We start from the raw sequence: 19752 nt of genomic DNA on the forward strand, positions 1-19752 counted from the left end.
TGCCCAAAGTTAAACAAATAATCGTTTATCTTCAACTTTTTTTATATCTGAATAGTTATCTAAATAATCAAGATAAGTAATCAGATATTTTCTACTTAAATCAAATCTTTCTTTAAAGTTCGAAATACTAATAAATCCATCATTTTTTATTATTTCTCTCATAGTTTTTACTATTTTATTTAAACTTTCAAAATGAATAAATAAATTGTGTTGTAGTCTAATTACTTGTTTTTTTGAGGTTAATGATTTCAAAATATCATCACCTAATTTTCTATCAAGATCTAAATCATCATAGATATTATATGGAGCTGTTGGAGTTATATCTTCATCTTTTAATCTTTGTAAAACAATGATTTCTAAATCTTTTGCAAAATCTTCTTTGATATTAGCATTTTTATATAAAGATACATCTCTAATTAAAAAATTCTCAATCTCTAATTCATCAAGTGCTAGTTGTATAAATGCACTACTTGCCCATTTTAATCGTAAGTTTATAGAAGCATTTGAAAGTAGGGCATAGTGATTTTTTGTGTAAATATCTTTTATAAAATCTTTTATAAAATCTTTTGTTGAAAATGGATAAATAATTAATTCTTTTTCATCTACAAAAACATTTTGTAGATTTTTTGCAAAGTTTATAGCTTCATCATGTGAAAGGGCAAATCTTTGAGTCGAAGAGATAATTCCTAAACCTTTTTTATGGGCTTCTAAAAGTTCTTCATATGCACTCCCAAAATCTTTTTTATCCAATGCTTCCAATAATTTTCTTTTTTGATTTTTTTTCATTGGATCAATAACAGGATTTAAAATTTTCCCACCACAAATAGTTTCATTTGCATTTCTAAGTATTATTTTTTCGCCAAAAATTGTATATAGATTTTCATTGGCTTTTAAAGTTGCAAATCCTTCTTCAAGATTTGTTATACAATCAAAAAGTAAAACTTTTACTTCTACTTTTTTTGCTCCTACAAATAAAGTGTAGGTTTGATTGTGATTTAGTTTTTTCCCTTTTAGGCATTTAAAAGATATATCTATTCCATCAAATCCTCTAATATGACCTTTTTTTGTGATTAAATCACCTTTATTTATTTGAGATATATTCACACCTTGCAGATTTAAAGCAGCTCTTGAAGAGATATTTGCTTCAAGGGCATTTTGGTTGTGAACTTGAATATTTTTTATTTTTGTCTCTTTTTGATTTTGACAAATAAAAACTTTTTCATCTAAATCACATTTTTTTCCAAGAACAGTTCCCGTTACAACAGTACCAATTCCTTTTGGAGAGAAAACTCTATCAACATAAAATCTAAAAAAGTTTTCTTCTTCTTTTGTACTATTATTTATAGAAAAAAGTTGATTTTTTAGTTTATTTATAGAATTTTCATCATAAATTGAAACTTCACTTATAAACTTTATTTCAAAATCAAAATTTCCTAAAAATTCTAGAATTTCTTCTTTTTTTAATTCTAATTCTTCAATTGTTACTAAATCTTTTTTTGTTAGAACTACAATAATTTCTTTTAATCCCAAAAGATTAATAATCTCAATATGTTCAACAGTTTGAGGTTTTATTCCCTCAGCAGCACTAATAACAAGCATCACATAATCAAATCCAAAAGCACCAGCAATCATGTATTTTACAAGTTTTTCATGTCCTGGAACATCAATAAAAGCAATATTTTGTTGACCTTTACTCATATTTGAAAAAGATAAATCTATAGTTATTCCACGCTGTTTTTCTTCATTTGTAGTATCACCCTCAAAACCATTTAAAGCATGAATTAAAGCAGTTTTTCCATGGTCAATATGACCTGCTGTTCCTATTATGATATTTGACATTAGTTTACACTTTCAAATATTTTTTTCAAGATATCAGCTATTTTTTCAATTTCATTTTCTTGTATAGTTCTAAAATCAAGAAGAATTTTTTCATTTTCTATTCTTGCTATTAGATTATTTTTTCTTAAAAGTTTTTCTATCTGATTTGGTTTGTACTTTTTATGTTCTATTGTTAGTGCAATTGATGGAATTTTTTTATTTGGAGTAGTTCCTCCTCCAATTAAAGTTTGAGTTTTTATAACTTCACAAATACAAATATTTGCTACTTTTTCTAAAAGTTTAGAGGCTCTTTGTTCTAAAGTTTCTATTTTTGTATAAAGCATTTTTAAAGTAGGAATTTCATCAAGCTCATTTTTTAAATATGAATTTAGCGTATCTTCTAAAATACTAAGAGTTATTTTATCAACCCTTAACATTCTTAATAGTTGATTTTTTTTGATTTTTTCAATTAACTCTTTTTTTCCTATGATAATTCCTGCTTGTACGCTTCCTAGAAGTTTATCTCCTGAAAAACTAAGAAGTGAAGGTTTATATTTCATGATTTCTAAAATAGAAGGTTCATTTGAAGATAAATTAAAAGGTAAATCAATAATATGACCACTTCCCATATCATAGTAATCAATTATGTTGTTTTCTTTTGCCACTTTTACAATCTCTTCAAAATCAACTTCACTAGTAAATCCTTCAATTGAATAGTTTGATTTATGAACTTTCATAAGCATAGATGTTTTTTCATCTATAGCATTTTCATAATCTCTTAAATGAGTTTTATTTGTAGTTCCAATCTCTTTTAATATAGCACCACTTTGGCTCATAACTTCAGGAACTCTAAAACTTCCACCAATTTCTACGAGTTCACCACGACTAACTATTACTTCTTTATTTTTTGCAAAAGTATTTAAAATCAAAAAAACAGCACTTGCATTGTTATTTACTACAATAGCATCTTCGCAGTCTGTTAAATTTTGAAGAGTTTTTACAATGTGTGAGTATCTTTCTCCTCTTTTCCCTTCATTTAAGTCATATTCTAAGTTATTGTAAGAAGTTGCTATTTGAATAGCTTTTTCTAAACTTTTTTTATTTATTAAACTTCTTCCAAAATTTGTATGCACAATAATTCCTGTTGCATTTATCAAAGTTTGTAAAGATGGAGTTGTGATTATTTCATACTCTTTTAAAACATTTGAAACTAAGATATTTTCATCAATATTTTGAATTCTATTATTTAATATATCTTCTCGTAAATTTCCTATAATTTTTTTTGATATCTTAGTTATTAAACTTGTAGATAATCCTTCAAAAGCTTTGTGTGTGATAAACTTATCAACCTTTGGGATGGATTTTAGTAAAATCATTTTTACCCTTTCAGATGTTTTTAAAATTGTTTGCTGTAGTATTTCTTTCTTACAAAAAAGTGGGAGACAAGTGTACCTGGTGGGCACCACAGGCTTCAACCCTGATTGACGGTTTATGTGTAATACGCCGTGGGAGGTTCGATTCCTTCGTCTTCTCGCCACTTAAAAATCAAAAAATTATATCTTATTTCTAATACTACAAAGCTTAATTTAGGTAAAAAAGATTTTACTAAATTATCTTTTTGATTTAAAATAAATTATAAAAAATAATTTTGTTATAATAAGAAGTTTTTTAATGATTATATTTTGATAAATAAAATAAATACAATTAAAGATTTAAATTTGAGGGAAAAAAATGAAAAAAATAATTTTAACTTTAATAGTTATTGTCGGCTTATTTGGAGCTATAGTTTTAATAAATAAATCTTCAATTCCAATAACTACTAATAATTCAAAACAAATTGTTCAAGAAATTGACAAAAAAGAACCTAAAACTGATTTTGAGACTTTAAAAGAGTCAGCTTCAAAAGGTGATGCAAAAGCTCAAAATGAATTAGGTAATATGTATGCAAATGGTTCTGCTGATGCTCAATCTGATAATGAAGCTTTAATATGGTTTGAAAAATCAGCAAATCAAGGCTATGCAGAAGCTCAATATAATCTTGGAACAATGTATCAAAATGCTATTGGAGTTGATCAAGATTTTAAAAAAGCGGTTAAATATTATAAATTAGCAGCAAACCAAGGACACCGTGAAGCCAAAGATAATCTTGAAGCTTTATGTCAAGAAGATTCATCTCTTTGTAAATAATATTAGGAAAAAGTTTTATCTTTTTCCTTTTTAATGAATGATTATTGGAGTTATACCTCTTGGAATTACATTTCCAATAATACTTGCATATCCAAATGATAATTCTTCTATTTCTTTTACATATTCAATAGCATCTTTTTCATCCATGGCAATTAGTAAACCACCTGATGTTTGTGCATCACAAAGTAGTGTTTTGCACTGCATTGAAAGATTAGGCATATATGTGATTTTATCTTCCACATATTTGATATTTCTTTTTGTGCCACCAGGAACTATATCATTATTTGCTAATTCTATTGCTTCATAAACTATTGGTACAGAACTACAATTTATACTAAAAGTTACAAGTTCATTTGTACACTCTAAAGCATGTCCCATAAGTCCAAACCCTGTGATATCTGTACAAGAACTTACATCATATTTTCTCATTATTTTTGATGGTAAGTAGTTTAAACTTGCCATTATTTTTGCACAATCTTTGATGATATTTAAAGGCAATAAATCTCTTTTTATTGCCGTTGATAAAATTCCCATCCCAAGAGGTTTCGTCAAAACTAAAACATGCCCAATTTTTGGTCTATTATTTCTTATTATTTTATCTGGATGAATCATTCCAGTTACTGATAATCCATAATACATTTCAGGAGATTCAATAGTATGACCACCTAATAAAACTCCACCACACTCTTTGATTTTTTCATTTCCACCATTTAAAATCAGACCTAAAGCCTCTTTTGATATATTTTTTTTATCAAAACCTAGTATATTCATGGCTGTTTTAACATCAGCTCCCATAGCAAAAACATCACTTAATGCATTTGCAGCAGCTATTTGTCCATAAACATACGGATCATCAACAACAGGTGTAATAAAATCAAGTGTTTGAACTATTGCTTGGTCTTCATTTATTTGATAAACACTAGCATCTTCACTTGTATCAAAACCTACTAAAATTCTTTCATCGCTTGGAGTCAAACCGCAAATAGTTTGTTTAAGATCACCCGGACCCATTTTTGCAGCTCAACCAGCAGCTTGAACGAATTTTGTTAGTTTATATTCATTATTCATAAAACTAATCCTTGCAATATTGCAATTTTTTGGATTTGATTATATCGATAATTTTATTAAAATAGAGTTTAAAATAAGTAAATTATTTTTTACTTTTTAAGCGTTTGTTTATAAATGATATATTAAGATTTGACAAATTTAGTTCAAGACCATAGGTTATGGTTTGACATAAAGATAGCTAATACTTTCTTTATCTCTTAATAGAACAAAAAACTATTAGAGGTTTTATTCCCATGCAAAGAAGAACATTTTTAAAAACAACAGCTATATTCTCAAGTGCTGTTTTATTAACTCCTAATTTTGCTTTTGCAAAAGAAGAAAATCCATTTGGAATTACAAGTAAGCCAAGAAAATTTTCAATTAAAAATAATTATGTAATTAATCCTAGTCCAGATTTAGCACAAGCATGGATTCCTCTTCCAAAAGATGAAAGTTATCATAAGGTTATAGATTTTAGCTACAAAGGTAACTTTGATGAAGCAAAAGTTGTAAAAAATGAGTATGACACAAGAGTTTTATATGTAAAATGGAACAAAGGTGAAAAAAATAGAGAATTAGAGGTTTCTTTTGATGTTATTATGCAAGAAAGAACAACAGATTTTTCTAAAGCAACTTCAAATACAAACTATCCAAGTGATATAAAAGTTTATTTAGAAGGAACAACTCACATTCCTGTAATCCCTAGTTTACAAGAATATGCAAAAAATATTACAAAAGATGCTAAAACTCCATTACAAAAAGCTCAAGCTATTTATGATTGGACAGTTACAACTATGTATAGAGATGAAAGTATAATTGGTTGTGGAATTGGTGATGCTAAAAAAACTATTGAAGAAAAAATATATGGTGGAAAATGTACAGATATTAGTTCTGTTTTTGTAGCACTCTTAAGAAATGTAGGAATTCCAGCTAGAGAAATATTTGGAAATCGTGCAGGACAATCTAAAATTTCAAATGCTTGTGGAAAAGCAGATGAAAAAGGTTTTGCAAATATAACTGGTGCACAACATTGTAGAGCAGAGTTTTATATAGATGGTTTAGGTTGGGTTCCAGCAGATCCTGCTGATGTAACAAAAGTAAGACTTGCAGAAAAATTAACAAATGAAGACCAAAAAATCAAAGATGTTAAAAAATATTTCTTTGGTTCATGGGAAATGAATTGGGTTGCATTTAATAGTGCAAGGGATTTTATTTTAACTCCAAAACCAACTCAATATCCATTAAATATGTTAGGTTATCCTTATGCTGAAATTGGTGAAGATGCTCTTGATTATTATAATGCAAAAGCATTTTCGTATACTTATTCTTCACAAGAGAGAGTATGAGAAAAGAAGGATTTATGATAATGGGTGCAGTTTTTACTGCACTATTATCAACACTTTGTTGTTTACCTGCTTTTTTATTTCTATTTTTTGGAATATCAAGTGGAGTTTTAAGTTACTTTACAACTTTAGAGTATTCAAGAATTCCCCTTGTTATTTTGACAGTTATTTTTCTTATTTTTGCTTTTAGAAATTTAAAACAAAAAATCTCTTGCAAATGTTCAAAAAAAGAAGTTTATAAACAATGTTTCTATTTTTTAATTTTCTTTTTTGTAATAGTTACTTTGCTTTTATATTCTGAATTTTTACCTTTATTTATGGAGTAGTTTTGTGAAAACTTTATTTCTTCTTTTTATATTTTGGTTATCTTTAAATGCAAGTAATATAAGTGTGATAAAAGTAGAAGGAATGCATTGTCCTCTTTGTACAACAGCCGTTAAAAAAGCTGTAAATGACCTTGAGGGTATAGAAAAAGTAAGTGCTAGATTAAATACAAAAGAAGTAACTGTTACTTATTCTGAAAAAGTTACTTTAAATCAAATTTTAGAAGCTATAAAAACCACCTCTTACACAGGTATTGAAATATCTACGATTAAAGAGTGATTTTATAAACTATCTAAAGCTGATTCATTAAATCTATAAGTTTTATGTTGAACTTTTACTAAAATATTTTTTTCTGCTAAATCTTTAAAAAGTTTTATAAGTGTTGGTTTTGAAATAGAAAAATTTTCCATTATATCTGTATATGAAGCTGTAAAAAGATTTTCTTTATCCAAATTATTTAGTATATATTTTATAATTGCTACTTGTTTTCCATCTGTTATTGCTGAAATAGTTTTTATAACATTATTGTTTTTTAGAATCTCTTTTTGTTGAACAATAGGAAGTAAAATATCATGTAAACTATTTAATAACTCTTTTATATTTATTGGTTTTACTATGTAGTTTTCAACTTTTAATTTTATAGCATCAAGTAAATATTGAGTATCTGTATGAGCTGTTGTAAGAATTGTAGGAGTATTTATATTTTTGTTTTTTATATGTTTTAAAAAATCAATTCCATTTTCGTCTTTTAATAAAATATCACAAATAATAACATCAACTTTTTTATGTAATAAAATATCCAAAGCTTCGCTTGAAGTTTTAACCGCATAAATATTGTTTACAAAATCTTCTAATATATCTTTTGTATGTTTTAATAAATCTTCATCATCTTCAAGATATAAAACATTAAAATTATGTAATATATTTAAATCTTTATTTGTCATTTTTATGCTCACTATTTTTATTTTCTAAAGGTATTTTTATTGTAAATAATGAACAATTAAATACTTTTTCATTTTTCATCTTATGAATAATATTTTTGCAAAATATCTCACCATTCATATGTTTTTCAATTATTTGTTTTGACATATAAAGTCCAATTCCCGTTCCAGCACTTTTATATTTTGTTGTGTAATATGGCTCGAAAATTTTTGGTAAAATATCTTGTGGAATACCTCCACCATTATCAACCATATTTACTACAAGATGATTTTTAAATTTATTTACAATTATTTTTATAATTCTATCATTTTTGTCAACATTAGAACATAAAGCATCTTTTGAATTAGAAATAATATTTAAAAATACATGGGAAAGTTCATTGTAATAGCTGTTTATTTTTACATCTTTTCTAATTGTTAATTTAACGTCAATATTTTCTTGAATTAATAAATATTTAGATAATTCAATAGAGTGTTCAATACAATTTTTTATACTAAATTCACTTTTTATCTTATTTGGAGAAAAAAAGTTTTTAAAATCATCAAGGGTTGTTGACATATTATTTGCCATTAGTAGGGCATCATTTACTTTTTCATCTACAAAATCAGGCGTTAATTTCCCTAAAGACATTTTTGTTTGAAAACTTTGAATAATCATTGTAATTGCACCTAAAGGTTGTCTCCATTGGTGAGCAATATTATTTAACATTTCACCCAAAGAGGCAAATCTTGCTTGTTGAAACATGATAATATCTTTTTTCCTATTTTGTGCTACTTCTTTTGAAATTTTTGTTTCAAGATAGTTATTTAAATCTTGAAGTTCTTTTGTTTTTTCATTTACTTTTTGCTCTAGCGAGTTATGAAGTTTTCTAAAATTATCAATAATAAATAAAGATAAAATAACAGAAAATAAAAATACTATAAAAATTGAAATTATAGAAAAAATAATGATAGTATTAAAAATCTTATCTGTATTTCTTTTTTCATTGATTGCAAGGGATAAATCATAATTTATTAAACTTGTTAAATATATTGAAATAGCATTTATCTCAAGATTTATGTTTGTAAAATAATCATCTTGTTTTGAAAAATTTATTTTATTTATTTCATTTTTTATTAGTTCTTTTTTCTTATTTATATTTTCTATGATAGAACTTTTCAAAGATGTATTTTCATAATAATTTTCTTCTTTTATTATAAAAGTTTTTATAAAAGTAGTTAAAATTTCCCTATTTTGTAATTGAGTTTGATTTTTGTATAAAATCCAGTTTTTATCTATTATTTCTTGGGCTAATTGTAAAACTTCAATTGTTTGAGCATAATTAATCTGTTTTTTTTCAAAATCAAATAAAGTATCTTGAATATTTACTTTGTAAGAATCTTTTATATGTTCAAGTTGCATTAAACTTTTTGTTCTTTTATCAAACAAAATATCAAAGTCTTGTTTCATAGTAAAAATAGAAATTTGAGATAAAATAATTATACAAATCATTCCACCAGCAATAATAAAAACCAAAAAAGCTGTTTTATAATTAAAATTTAAACTATCAAAATATAAAACTAATCTTTTTAATCTATTTTTCATCTTTTAATCTCTATAAATTCATTGTTTTTATATTCAAAAAGAAAAGTTTTATTAAGTAGTTGAGAATTTTTATACTCTAAAGGAATACCTTCTAATAAATTATTTGGAGTAGTTTTTAGGGTTAAAATAAGTTTTTCTCTTGTAATTTCCCCATTTATTCTTGAAATTGCATTTACTAAAATTTTTGAAGATAAAAATGCTTCAAGGGATATAAATCCTAACTCTTCTTTTGGATAATATTTTTTCATCAAATTTTGATATTCATTTACTACTGGAATTGAAGTATTTGTATAACTTGGAACTACTTGAGAAAAAATTATATTTTCACTTGTTGTATTTAAATTTTCTAGTTCTTTTACCATCGAGTTAGCATCACCAAAAGAGATATTACAAAATATTACATTTTTTAGATTTTCATTCTCTTTTGCTTTTTTTATAAATAAAGAGTTTGTTTTATATGCTCCAATCATAAAAATAACTTCAGGTTTTGCATCTTTTATTTCATTAAAAGCATGATTTATAGATAAAGTATTTCTTTTGTATGAGCCCTCAGCTACTAATTTTAAGTTTTTGTTTTTTAATAAATTTAATAAAGAGATATAACCTTCTTCCCCATAATCATCATTTTGATAAAAAACAGCAATTTTATTTAACTTTTTTTCATCGTTTAGGTAGTTAATTAAATTATCTATTTCTTGATCATAAGAACTTCTAAAATTTATAAAATTTTGATTTTTATTGTTTCTTAAAAATGAGGCCCCTGAAAATGCAGAAAAAAATGGGATGTTTTCATCATATAAAATAGGCAGAACTCTTTTTATTGTAGGAGTTCCAACAAAACCAAAAAGTGTAAATACTTTATCTTTATAAACTAATTTTTGAGTATTTTCAAGTGTAAGTTCTGGTTCATATTTATCATCATAAACTAAAAATTCTATTTTTTTATTTTTTATGAGATTATTATCATTTGCATAAGAAAAGTAAGCGTTTACTCCATTTGATACAGATTCACCCCAAGATTTAATAATTCCTGAATTTGGTAAAGAAGCACCTACAATTAAAGTTTTTTCTTTAAAAACTTCATCTTTAAAGTAGATATAAAAAATAAAAAATATAAATATTACAAGTGATAATTTTTTTGACATAAGATAGTGTACAAAAATATTGCAAAAAATACTTTGAATAAAGTAACACTAAGAAGCTAAATGGTAAAAAATATTTTAACTTTTAAGGTCTATTTAATTTCTAAACCTATAAAATAAAGTAAAATATTTTTTACCAAAAAAGGGCATAGTTTATGCAAGAGTTTATTTATTATAATGCTTCGGGGCTTGATTTTCCCGTTAGTGAGCAAATATTTGTAACAACAAATATTGAAGATACTAGAAACAAAAATTTTTTAATTTCTAATACAAATGAAATTGAATGTGAATTAACAGCACAAGAAATAGATTTTTATATTAAAAATTCACAAGATACTCTTTCAAATAAAATCAAAAACGTTTCTAAACTTTATGAAATCGCTGCAACAAAATATGATTCAGCATTAGATATTCCTTTTTCAGCTGAAATCTCAAATTATGTTTTATTAATCACTCAAAGTCAAGAAGAATACGATATCTTTGTATCAAAAACAGATGCAAAGGATTTTGAACTATTTTCGATAAGTGAAGAAATTTTAAAATCTATTTCTGGAAATATTGGAAATTTAGAGGTTATTGTTACTGATGAGAATGAAGATATTACATTAAATGTTTCTCAAATAGTTTGGTTTGGTGCAAAACAAATAGGAAAAGAAAGAAGTGGTATTTTTGATCCTAACTTATCAAATGTCGATGAAACAATAAAAGTGTTAAAAGAAAATATAAACTCTTATTCATATAAAAAATTTACAACTTATAATCAAAATATTTGTCAATATCATGGAAGAAGAGAAGAAATTTGTAGTAAATGTGAAGAGGTTTGTCCCACAGTTGCTATTACAAAAGATGATAAAACAAAAACATTAACTTTTTCTCAAATAGATTGTCATGGCTGTGGAGGTTGTGTTTCTGTTTGTCCAAGTGGTGCTTTAGATTATGCTTCTACAAATAGAGATTCTATTTTTGAAATGAGTAAATTTTACAAAGATACTCATCCTTTAATAATTCCTTTAAAAATGAATATACAAAATTTAGAAATTTCAATAAAAGAAAATGTTTTACCTTTTACTATTGAAGGTGAAAAGTTTTTAGATGAAGCTTCTTTTTTAACTTTACTTCAAATGTCTGGTTCTCAAGTGATTTTTTATAGTGATTTTTTGTCAAAAGGGACAAAAGATGCAATTAGAATTTTAAATGATATTTATCAAAGAAAATATCAAAAAGATGCAATTTTAGTAGCTATGACTAAAGAAGAATTAGAAAATGCTCTTAAAGAAGTATCTTTTATAGAAGATTCTTATTTTAACTTCAATCAAAATGAACTTAAAAAAAGAGAAGTTTTTTCTCAAAGATTACAAAAGATTGTTGGAAGTGAAGATTTAGGTGTTGTTAAAACGGGTGAACATATTCATTATGGAACTGTAAAAGTAAATCAAGATAATTGTACTTTGTGTTTATCATGTGTAGGAGCTTGTAATGTTGATGCATTATTTGCAAATGAAAGTGATTTTACATTAAGAGTTAATCCTTCTTTATGTACAGCCTGTGGTTATTGTGAAATTTCATGTCCAGAAAAAGATTGTTTAACTATACAAAGAGATGAAATTGAATTACAACCTTTATGGTTTAAAGAAAATATTTTAGCTAAAGATAAACTTTTTGCCTGTGTTGAATGTGGAAAAGAGTTTGCTACTACAAAAGCTATTGAAAAAATAGCTTCATTAATGGCTCCTATTTTTGCAAAATCAAGTGAAACTAAAAAAAGAACACTTTACTGTTGTGAAGATTGTAAAGCTAAATTAATGATAAAACAAGGATTACTAGATGCATAAATTAGAAATTGATAAAGCAAGATTATTTTTATATAACATCTTATCTCTTTTATTTGTAGAAGAGTATGTGAAAAATAATACTGAACAGCTTATTAGTGATTTAGAAATTCTTTCTAATAATTCTTTTGATGAAGATGTAGCAGTTGCAGCAAAAGAAATAGTTCTTTATTTAAAAGAAAATGGTAGTGATAAACTTTATTTAGATTATCAAGAGCTTTTTATTGTTCCTTTTGGAGAATTTATATCTTTGAGTGCTTCTTGGTATCATGAACAAAGAGAAGGTGGCTTAATGCAGTTAAAAGTAAGAGATATTTTAGCTAAAACAAAAATTAGAAAAGATGAAAAAGCTTTTTCTGCACCAGAAGATCATTATGGATTTATTTTTACTTTAAGTACATATTTAATTGATCAACAAATTAAAAATGAAATCAAAGAAGATTTACAAAAAGAGTTATTTAAAACAGTTATAAATCTTTATTGTGATGAATTATTTTATAAATTAATTGGAAGTTCAAGTAAAATCTATTCTCATGTTGGATTGATTTTGGCGAATGTTTGTAATTTTGAAAGAGTTTATTTAGATATTTCTAAAATAAAAAATTAAATATAAGGAAAGAAAGTCCCTCTAAAGATTCAAAGAATTTTTAAGGGGGCTTTTTTGCCCAAATCTAATAAAGGAGTCATCATGGCGGATGAGTTAAATCAAAGACGTAACTTTATCAAAAGAGCCGGTATTGCTGCTACTGTTGTTGTAGGTTCTGTTGTTGCTACTGCTGCAACAACTGAGAATCAGCATAGGGGCGCTGGAAGTGACACAGGGAACGGTGTTGTAACTGGTAGATCAAAGAAAAAAGAGATTCTTTACAAAAAAACTACGGCATGGAGCGAATTTTATAACGCTGCGAAATAAAAAATAAAGGAGGATAAAAATGGAAATGTTGAAAAGCTTTGGAAGAAGAAGTTTTGTTAAAATGGCTTCTCTTGCAACAGCTCTAACTGCAACATCAGCCTTTGCAAGTACAAGTAATAACGGTGTATTAAGAGATGCGAAAGAAGAAGAGATTAAAAATCCTTTTCCTGGATCAAAACTTATAAAAACTATTTGTACGCATTGTTCTGTTGGTTGTGGTGTGATAGCTGAAGTTCATAATGGTGTGTGGGTAAGACAAGAAGTTGCTCAAGACCACCCAATTAGTCACGGAGGACATTGTTGTAAAGGTGCTGATATGATTGATAAAATCAGAGCAACTAATAGATTACAATATCCGATGGAAAAAGTAGCTGGAAAATGGAATAGAGTTTCTTGGGATAATGCTATGGGCAAAATTTCTAAGCAATTAATGGATTTAAGAGAAAAATTCGGTCCAGATTCAGTAATGTTTTTAGGTTCTGCAAAAGTAAGTAATGAACAAGGGTATTATATTAGAAAATTTGTTTCAATGTTTGGAACAAATAATATAGATCACCAAGCTAGAATTTGACATAGTCCAACAGTTGCCGGTGTGGCAAATACATTTGGGTATGGAGCTATGACAAATCATTTAGGTGATATGCAAAATTCTAAAGCAATTATAATTATTGGTTCAAATCCTGCTGATAATCATCCTGTAGCAATGCAACATATATTAAAAGGGAAAGAACAAAACGGGGCAAAAATTATAGTTGTTGATCCTAGATTTACTAAAACTGCTGCTAAAGCAGATTTATATTGTAGAATTAGAACAGGTACTGATATTGCTTTTTTATATGGGGTAATTAGACTTATAAGAGAAAATAAGTGGTATGATGAAAAATTCTTAAATGATAGAGTTTATGGAATAGAAGATATTTTCAAAGAGTGTGAAGAATATACTCCTGAGAATGTTGAAGATATTACTGGACTTCCAAAAGATTTATTAATTCAAGCTGCTACTATGTTTGCTTCTGCCGATCCTGGATGTTTAATTTGGAATCAAGGTTGGACACAACACTCAATTGGTTCATCTAATACAAGACTCGGTTCAATTATGCAACTAATTTTAGGAAATGTTGGAAAAGCAGGTGGTGGATGTAATATCTTAAGAGGACATGATAATGTTCAAGGTTCAACGGATATTGGATGTTTATCAGATACGTTACCAGGATATTATGGTTTAGCTGAGGGATCATGGAAATACTTTTCAAAACAGTGGAAAGTTGATTATGAATGGCTAAAAGGAAGATTCAAATCAAAAGAATTAATGGAAGCAAAAGGTAATACTTTATCTTTATGGGTTCATAATGTTCTTGAAGAAGAGAATAATAAACACAATGGTGAAACTCCACTAAAAGCATTAGTTGTAATTGGGAATGGTATTTCAACAGTTACTCAAGTTCATAAAACAAAAGAAGCATTAGATAAACTTGATTTAGTTGTATTTATTGATCCTTATGTAAATGATGCTGCTGTTATTACTACAAGAAAAGATAATTTATTTATATTACCTGCTGCTTCTCAAGTTGAAACTTCAGGAACAGTTGTAAATACAGGAAGAAGTGCACAATGGAGAAGTAAAGTTGTAGAACCACTTTATGAATCAAGAACAGACCATGATATTTTATTTGATTTTGCAAAAAGAATGGGATTCTATAATGAATTAGTTGCAGGTATGGGTAAAGGAGATAATTTCCAATGGCCAGAAGATGCAACAAATGAAATTGCAAAAGCTTTAAAAACTATTGGAATGAAAGGTGTTACTGCTGAAAGATTGAAAAAACAGCAAGAAAATTGGCACTTATTTAATTCTTCATCTTTAAAAGGAAGAGGAATTGTTGAAAAAGAATATTATGGATTACCATGGCCTTGTTGGGATGAGACTCATCCAGGAAGTCCTGTTTTATATAATACAAGTTTACCTGTATCTCAAGGTGGTATGGGATTTAGAGCAAACTTTGGATTGGAAAAAAATGGTGTAAGTTTACTTGCTGTTGAAGGAAGTGCACCAAAAGGTTCAAAAATCAATGGTGGTTATGCTGAAATTACAGGAGCTAATATTGAAGCGTTAGCTGGAATTACTTTAACTGCTGAAGAAAAAGCACTTGTTGAAGGTAAAAACTGGAAAAATGATGATAGTGGGATTTTAGTAAAATATGCACTTGCTGCTGGACTTTGTCCTTATGGAAATGCAAAAGCTATGACTGTTGTTCCATCATTTACAGATCCAATTCCAAAACATAGAGAGCCATTACATTCATTTAGACCAGATTTAGTTGCAAAATATCCTGCTGTTAAAGATAAAGTTAATCACTTTAGAGTTAATGTTAGATATGAAACTGAACAAAATGCACAAGATTGGACTAAAGATTATCCAATAAATATAATTTCTGGAAGAATCGTTGAACATATGGGAACTGGAACAGAAACAAGAGCATCTAAATATTTATCTGAATTATCAGGTGAAATGTATGGAGAATTACATCCAACATTAGCTGGTAAACTTGGGCTTAAAGACAATGAAATGATGTGGGTTTATGGAACTGGTGGTGGAAAAATCAAAATTAAATGTAAACATAGTTTAAGAGTAGATGAAAATTCAGTATTCTTACCTCAAAATTTCTCAGGAATTTGGAGTGGAGAGAGTTTAGTGGATAGATATCCAGCGGGAACAGCACCTTATGGACTTGGTGAAAACTCAACACAAGTTACAAGTTATGGATTTGATCAACAAACAGCTTGTCCTGAGACTAAATGTTCTCTTGTAAGAATTGAAAGAGCATAGGAGAGCAATATGAATGAAACTACAGATTTTTCAAGAATTAAATTTTATTGCGATGAAAATCTTTGTATTGATTGTAATAGTTGTGTTGTAGCTTGTAAAGAAGCTCACGAAGTTCCTGTTGGAGTTAATAGAAGAAAAGTAATTACAGTAAATGAAGGAATAGTAGGGAAAGAAATCTCTCTTTCTATGGCTTGTATGCATTGTGCTGATGCACCTTGCCAACAAGTTTGTCCAACAGACTGTTTTTATATTAGAACAGATGGAATTGTTTTACATGATAAAGATAAATGTATAGGTTGTGGATATTGTTTATATGCTTGTCCTTTTGGTGCTCCACAATTTCCAAAAAATGGTGCATTTGGAACAAAAGGTAAAATGGATAAATGTACTATGTGTGCTGGTGGTCCTGAAGAGACTAATTCTCATGAAGAGTTTCATAAATATGGACAAAATAGAATTTCAGAAGGTAAAGTTCCAATGTGTGCATCTATGTGCTCAACTAAAGCTTTACTTGTTGGTGATGCCAATGAGGTTGCTTTAATTAAAACATATAGAGCAACATCACAAGGTAAAGGAATCACTACTGATTCTTATGGATGGTAGGAAAGAATATGGAAAATAGCTCATTTTTTCACAGAAATAAAGCGTATATTCTTACTCTTCTTGGGCTATCATTAGTAGGATTTGTATTTGTTAAATTTATGATGGTTATGGATTGGGAATATCTAATTAAATACACACTTCATGTTATAACTGGTGGAAATTTGGATGGAGTTTTAGCTCCTCCAACTTCTAATTATCAAGGTATGGTAAATGCAGCATTTGGACCAAATTATGAGGCAATTGCACCTGAGATAATTAGAGCTAGTAATGAAAGACAACTTTATATTTGGTGGGTTTTTGTTGCCGAAATAGCTATATTTTGTGTAATGTACACTATAAGTGGGAGAAAAGAAGCTCTTATTACAAGACCAAACGATCAAGTTCAAGTATTTTCAATATTTCATAGAGCAGTTATTTGGTTAAATGTTATTATTATAATTACATTGATAATCACTGGATTTAATATAACATGGAGTTTAAGAAGTGAAGGTGGATTTATACCTTTTATGCTTAGAGGAACACATGAAATTACAGGTTTAATTTGGTTTCCTATTTGGTTACTAATGACTATTATTGCCTTTAAAGATATTAAGCTATTATCAAAAAATAGTTTATTAGGAAAAATAATTTTACCTGGAAAATATAAACCTATGAAAAGAATTATTTTTATAGTATTTGTTTTAATGGGTGCTGGATTATTAACAAGTGGTTTTATAATTTGGTATTTACATCCAGATTCACATACTCATGCTCAAGTTATTCAGTTTAAAAGAGCATTACTTTATGTTCATTTTGGATCTAGTGTATTAATTATGTTTTTTTTAATGGATTTCGTATATTCTGCTTTAGTTGCAGTAAAAGGTAATCTAAAAGGACTAATTACAGGTAAATATCCAAGGGAACATTTGGAACAATTAGCTCCTGATGTTTTAGCAGATATTGAAAATAAAAAAGGAAAAATGGCATGACTAAGCCTTTGAGAAGTGAAAACTTCTCCCTTTTTCATGATAATTTAGACGATTATACAAGAGAAATAATTGTTGAAAAGTTTTATGAAGACGGGATAGAAACAGTTGAAGATTATGTTATAAAAGAAGATAAAATTGAATTTTTCTTAAATGGAAAGAAGTTTTTATCAGTTATGAGTATAGCTCAACATCAAGATGCACATCTTGTTGGATTTTTATTAAGTGAAGCGGTAATAAATGATTTTACGGATATTGAATCTATAACTGTAAGTGAAGATGGATTAAAAGTAGAAGTTATTGCAAATGTTAGTGATGAAGGATATTCAAATCTTTTTAAAGAAAAAACTTTAACTTCTGGTTGTTGTATTGGAGTTACTGGAAATGCAGAAAAAGTTTTTGATTGTGCATTCATAAATACAGATTATAAAGTACATGCAAAAGATATTTTATCTAATATGAGATTATTTAATAACTCATCAAAACTCTTTGATAATACAGGATGTGTTCATAAAGCAGAACTTATTTTAGAAGATGGTACAATTTTTATCGCTGAAGATATTGGTCGACATAATGCAATTGACAAGGTTATTGGACTTGCAAGTATGAATAAAAAAGATGTTAAAAAATCAGTTTTATATGCAACTGGAAGATTATCAATGGAAATGGTTGTAAAATGTGTAATGCATAAAATACCAATAGTTGTTTCAAAAGCAGCAGTGACTTTTCAAGGTATTAAATCAGCAAATGAACATGGAGTTACACTTGTAGGATTTGCAAGGGGTAATAAAATGAATGTATATACTCACTCAGGAAGAATAAATGTCTAGTATAGATGATAATGTCAGTATAAAATTAGATAATATCCAAAAAGAATTTTTGATGACAAATTTAGATGAAGAGGGAAAACTATCTTGTCTAAAAGCCTTTAAAGTTGCAAGATTAATTGGTAAAGAACCAAAAGAAATGAGTGCAATTACAAAAAGTTTAGATATAAGAATTACAAATTGTGAACTTGGAGTTTTTGGAAAGTTAAAATTTCAAGATCCTAATATTCAAGTTTATAATAGATTAAAACAAAATTATATGGGACATAAAACTTTAGAATGTAAAGTATTATGGGATGAAGCTAAAAAATCTACATTAAAAACAGTAGGTTCTACTGTTAAAAATTCTGATATTGAAGTTAGCCATTGTCAACTTGGTTGTTTTCGAGAGAAAAAAAATAAAAAGAATGATTAAACTAAATTATTTACAATATTCAAAACTAAAAAACATAGAAATATCTAATGATTTTTCATTAAGTGCATTGACATCAAATGATGAATTTGAAGCTTTAAATTTAGAGTATAAAAATCTATTTGGATATAAAAAATTAAAAACATTTTTTTTTTCTAAAGAAGGATTTTTAGGACTTTTTTTAGAACTAAAAGGAAAAATTGCAATAAGCTGCGGTGAAAGCGAAGCAATAATTGAAGCTGGACAACTTTATGAAAGTTTAGGGTTTGAAATAATTTGGATAAAGTTAAACAAAGATGGAAAAGTAAATTTAAAGAAAATAGAAAATGAAAATATAGATTTTCTTTTTTTATCTTCTTATGTTATGGATACCTTTGTAAAAACTTCTATAGAAGATGTAAAAGAATTAACATCTGCAAAAATTATATCAAATGCAAGTGCCCATTTTGATAAAAATAGTGATGCTGTTTATTTTGATAATTATAAATTAATAGGATTTAACACTTCAGGAGTTCTGTTATTTAATGAAAATATTTTTTCTTTATTATCTGTTGGGCAAATCGATAGTTTAGCTGTAAAACTATGTTTAGATGCTATTAAAAATCAAAAATTTAACTATAAATTAAAAGCAATTTTTTTAGAAAAACTAAAAGAAAAGTTTCAAGAGAATATTTACTTTTTTGTAAATCCAGATGATACTTTGGAATATTCATTACATTTTGGATTAAAAGGTATAAAAGCTAGAGAATTAATACGAACTTTGTCTCTAAATAAAATCTTTATCTCAAATGGTGAAGGTTGTTCATTAGGATTATCAAAACCTTCAAGAATCATTCAAAATATGGGATATGATGAATTAACAAGCCGAAATTCTATAAGCTTTTCTTTTGTAGATGATTTAAAAGATGAAGATATAGAAAAAGTTGTGAATACTGTTTATTTGAAGTATAAACAGATAAAGTCGTTTGCTTAATTAATTTAGATAAAAT

19 protein-coding genes and 1 tRNA gene are annotated in these 19752 nt (G+C 27.1%); 14 read left to right on the top strand and 6 right to left on the bottom strand.

Annotated features, from left to right (window positions below; translation table 11 throughout):
- Nucleotides 1–9: 9 nt before the first annotated feature.
- The gene (selB, locus tag ASUIS_RS05155) at nt 10–1839 is read right to left on the bottom strand and encodes a selenocysteine-specific translation elongation factor (RefSeq protein ID WP_118886004.1); all 1830 of its coding nucleotides are present in this window, start codon (nt 1837–1839) and stop codon (nt 10–12) included.
- A complete protein-coding gene (gene selA / locus ASUIS_RS05160; protein WP_118886005.1) occupies nt 1839–3194 on the bottom strand; it encodes an L-seryl-tRNA(Sec) selenium transferase in 1356 nt (451 codons plus the stop codon). The genes selB and selA overlap by 1 nt, the downstream gene beginning before the upstream one ends.
- A 61-nt stretch (nt 3195–3255) precedes the next feature.
- On the opposite strand from selA, the gene ASUIS_RS05165 reads away from it, so the two are divergent.
- Together ASUIS_RS05165 and ASUIS_RS05170 are read left to right on the top strand one after the other, a co-directional pair.
- Nucleotides 3256–3355, top strand: a tRNA-Sec gene (locus ASUIS_RS05165).
- Nucleotides 3356–3549: 194 nt separating this feature from the next.
- Nucleotides 3550–4005 carry a tetratricopeptide repeat protein gene (locus ASUIS_RS05170; protein ID WP_118886006.1) on the top strand — a complete coding sequence of 152 codons (456 nt, stop codon included), beginning with the start codon at nt 3550–3552 and terminating at the stop codon, nt 4003–4005.
- A 30-nt stretch (nt 4006–4035) separates the two neighbouring features.
- On the opposite strand, the gene selD is transcribed toward ASUIS_RS05170, so the two are convergent.
- On the bottom strand, nt 4036–5073 hold the full coding sequence (selD, locus tag ASUIS_RS05175) for a selenide, water dikinase SelD (protein ID WP_204513379.1): 1038 nt from the start codon (nt 5071–5073) through the stop codon (nt 4036–4038).
- 233 nt (nt 5074–5306) lie between these two features.
- Here selD and ASUIS_RS05180 point away from each other — a divergent pair, with 233 nt between their 5' ends.
- Genes ASUIS_RS05180 through ASUIS_RS05190 form a run of 3 tightly spaced genes read left to right on the top strand, consistent with a single transcriptional unit; the run spans nt 5307 to nt 6998 of the window.
- Complete coding sequence (locus tag ASUIS_RS05180; protein ID WP_118886008.1) at nt 5307–6398, top strand: transglutaminase-like domain-containing protein; 1092 nt, start codon at nt 5307–5309, stop codon at nt 6396–6398.
- The gene (locus ASUIS_RS05185) at nt 6395–6721 is read left to right on the top strand and encodes a transporter (RefSeq protein WP_118886009.1); all 327 of its coding nucleotides are present in this window, start codon (nt 6395–6397) and stop codon (nt 6719–6721) included. The genes ASUIS_RS05180 and ASUIS_RS05185 overlap by 4 nt, the downstream gene beginning before the upstream one ends.
- A gap of 4 nt (nt 6722–6725) precedes the next feature.
- On the top strand, nt 6726–6998 hold the full coding sequence (locus tag ASUIS_RS05190) for a heavy-metal-associated domain-containing protein (protein WP_118886010.1): 273 nt from the start codon (nt 6726–6728) through the stop codon (nt 6996–6998).
- 2 nt (nt 6999–7000) lie between these two features.
- Here ASUIS_RS05190 and ASUIS_RS05195 read toward each other — a convergent pair whose 3' ends face one another.
- Genes ASUIS_RS05195 through ASUIS_RS05205 form a run of 3 tightly spaced genes read right to left on the bottom strand, consistent with a single transcriptional unit; the run spans nt 7001 to nt 10390 of the window.
- A complete protein-coding gene (locus ASUIS_RS05195; protein WP_118886011.1) occupies nt 7001–7663 on the bottom strand; it encodes a response regulator transcription factor in 663 nt (220 codons plus the stop codon).
- The gene (locus tag ASUIS_RS05200; protein ID WP_118886012.1) at nt 7653–9245 is read right to left on the bottom strand and encodes a sensor histidine kinase; all 1593 of its coding nucleotides are present in this window, start codon (nt 9243–9245) and stop codon (nt 7653–7655) included. The genes ASUIS_RS05195 and ASUIS_RS05200 overlap by 11 nt, the downstream gene beginning before the upstream one ends.
- Nucleotides 9242–10390, bottom strand: a complete 1149-nt coding sequence (locus ASUIS_RS05205) for an ABC transporter substrate-binding protein (RefSeq protein ID WP_118886013.1) — start codon at nt 10388–10390, stop codon at nt 9242–9244. The genes ASUIS_RS05200 and ASUIS_RS05205 overlap by 4 nt, the downstream gene beginning before the upstream one ends.
- Nucleotides 10391–10542: 152 nt before the next feature.
- On the opposite strand from ASUIS_RS05205, the gene ASUIS_RS05210 reads away from it, so the two are divergent.
- From ASUIS_RS05210 to ASUIS_RS05250, 9 genes are all read left to right on the top strand, one after another.
- Nucleotides 10543–12219: a 4Fe-4S binding protein gene (locus tag ASUIS_RS05210; RefSeq protein WP_118886014.1), complete on the top strand. Its 1677-nt coding sequence runs from the start codon at nt 10543–10545 to the stop codon at nt 12217–12219.
- Nucleotides 12212–12823, top strand: coding sequence for a TorD/DmsD family molecular chaperone (locus ASUIS_RS05215; protein WP_118886015.1), 612 nt, complete (start codon nt 12212–12214; stop codon nt 12821–12823). The genes ASUIS_RS05210 and ASUIS_RS05215 overlap by 8 nt, the downstream gene beginning before the upstream one ends.
- Nucleotides 12824–12904: 81 nt before the next feature.
- A complete protein-coding gene (locus ASUIS_RS05220; protein ID WP_118886016.1) occupies nt 12905–13129 on the top strand; it encodes a formate dehydrogenase in 225 nt (74 codons plus the stop codon).
- Between the two features lie 19 nt (nt 13130–13148).
- Nucleotides 13149–15956 (top strand): molybdopterin-dependent oxidoreductase, encoded by a 2808-nt coding sequence (locus ASUIS_RS05225; protein WP_118886017.1) that lies wholly within the window; start codon nt 13149–13151, stop codon nt 15954–15956.
- Between the two features lie 9 nt (nt 15957–15965).
- Nucleotides 15966–16559, top strand: coding sequence for a formate dehydrogenase FDH3 subunit beta (gene fdh3B / locus ASUIS_RS05230; RefSeq protein WP_118886018.1), 594 nt, complete (start codon nt 15966–15968; stop codon nt 16557–16559).
- 8 nt (nt 16560–16567) lie between these two features.
- Nucleotides 16568–17527: a cytochrome b/b6 domain-containing protein gene (locus tag ASUIS_RS05235; RefSeq protein WP_118886019.1), complete on the top strand. Its 960-nt coding sequence runs from the start codon at nt 16568–16570 to the stop codon at nt 17525–17527.
- The gene (fdhD, locus tag ASUIS_RS05240; RefSeq protein WP_118886020.1) at nt 17524–18354 is read left to right on the top strand and encodes a formate dehydrogenase accessory sulfurtransferase FdhD; all 831 of its coding nucleotides are present in this window, start codon (nt 17524–17526) and stop codon (nt 18352–18354) included. Before ASUIS_RS05235 ends, fdhD begins: the two co-directional genes overlap by 4 nt.
- A complete protein-coding gene (locus tag ASUIS_RS05245; RefSeq protein ID WP_118886021.1) occupies nt 18347–18766 on the top strand; it encodes a ModE family transcriptional regulator in 420 nt (139 codons plus the stop codon). The genes fdhD and ASUIS_RS05245 overlap by 8 nt, the downstream gene beginning before the upstream one ends.
- Nucleotides 18759–19736, top strand: a complete 978-nt coding sequence (locus tag ASUIS_RS05250) for a cysteine desulfurase (RefSeq protein WP_118887643.1) — start codon at nt 18759–18761, stop codon at nt 19734–19736. Before ASUIS_RS05245 ends, ASUIS_RS05250 begins: the two co-directional genes overlap by 8 nt.
- Nucleotides 19737–19752 lie beyond the last annotated feature (16 nt).

This window comes from Arcobacter suis CECT 7833, from assembly GCF_003544815.1.
GTDB classification, from domain to species: Bacteria; Campylobacterota; Campylobacteria; order Campylobacterales; family Arcobacteraceae; genus Aliarcobacter; species Aliarcobacter suis.

Excerpts from the sequence above, each read along its gene's own strand:
- selA (WP_118886005.1), bottom strand. The coding sequence starts at position 3,194 with ATGATTTTACTAAAATCCATCCCAAAGGTTGATAAGTTTATCACACAC.
- ASUIS_RS05200 (WP_118886012.1), bottom strand. The coding sequence starts at position 9,245 with ATGAAAAATAGATTAAAAAGATTAGTTTTATATTTTGATAGTTTAAAT.
- ASUIS_RS05210 (WP_118886014.1), top strand. The coding sequence starts at position 10,543 with ATGCAAGAGTTTATTTATTATAATGCTTCGGGGCTTGATTTTCCCGTT.
- ASUIS_RS05195 (WP_118886011.1), bottom strand. The coding sequence starts at position 7,663 with ATGACAAATAAAGATTTAAATATATTACATAATTTTAATGTTTTATAT.
- ASUIS_RS05205 (WP_118886013.1), bottom strand. The coding sequence starts at position 10,390 with ATGTCAAAAAAATTATCACTTGTAATATTTATATTTTTTATTTTTTAT.
- fdhD (WP_118886020.1), top strand. The coding sequence starts at position 17,524 with ATGACTAAGCCTTTGAGAAGTGAAAACTTCTCCCTTTTTCATGATAAT.
- selB (WP_118886004.1), bottom strand. The coding sequence starts at position 1,839 with ATGTCAAATATCATAATAGGAACAGCAGGTCATATTGACCATGGAAAA.
- ASUIS_RS05220 (WP_118886016.1), top strand. The coding sequence starts at position 12,905 with ATGGCGGATGAGTTAAATCAAAGACGTAACTTTATCAAAAGAGCCGGT.
- fdh3B (WP_118886018.1), top strand. The coding sequence starts at position 15,966 with ATGAATGAAACTACAGATTTTTCAAGAATTAAATTTTATTGCGATGAA.
- ASUIS_RS05170 (WP_118886006.1), top strand. The coding sequence starts at position 3,550 with ATGAAAAAAATAATTTTAACTTTAATAGTTATTGTCGGCTTATTTGGA.
- ASUIS_RS05235 (WP_118886019.1), top strand. The coding sequence starts at position 16,568 with ATGGAAAATAGCTCATTTTTTCACAGAAATAAAGCGTATATTCTTACT.
- ASUIS_RS05245 (WP_118886021.1), top strand. The coding sequence starts at position 18,347 with ATGTCTAGTATAGATGATAATGTCAGTATAAAATTAGATAATATCCAA.
- ASUIS_RS05215 (WP_118886015.1), top strand. The coding sequence starts at position 12,212 with ATGCATAAATTAGAAATTGATAAAGCAAGATTATTTTTATATAACATC.
- ASUIS_RS05250 (WP_118887643.1), top strand. The coding sequence starts at position 18,759 with ATGATTAAACTAAATTATTTACAATATTCAAAACTAAAAAACATAGAA.
- ASUIS_RS05185 (WP_118886009.1), top strand. The coding sequence starts at position 6,395 with ATGAGAAAAGAAGGATTTATGATAATGGGTGCAGTTTTTACTGCACTA.
- ASUIS_RS05180 (WP_118886008.1), top strand. The coding sequence starts at position 5,307 with ATGCAAAGAAGAACATTTTTAAAAACAACAGCTATATTCTCAAGTGCT.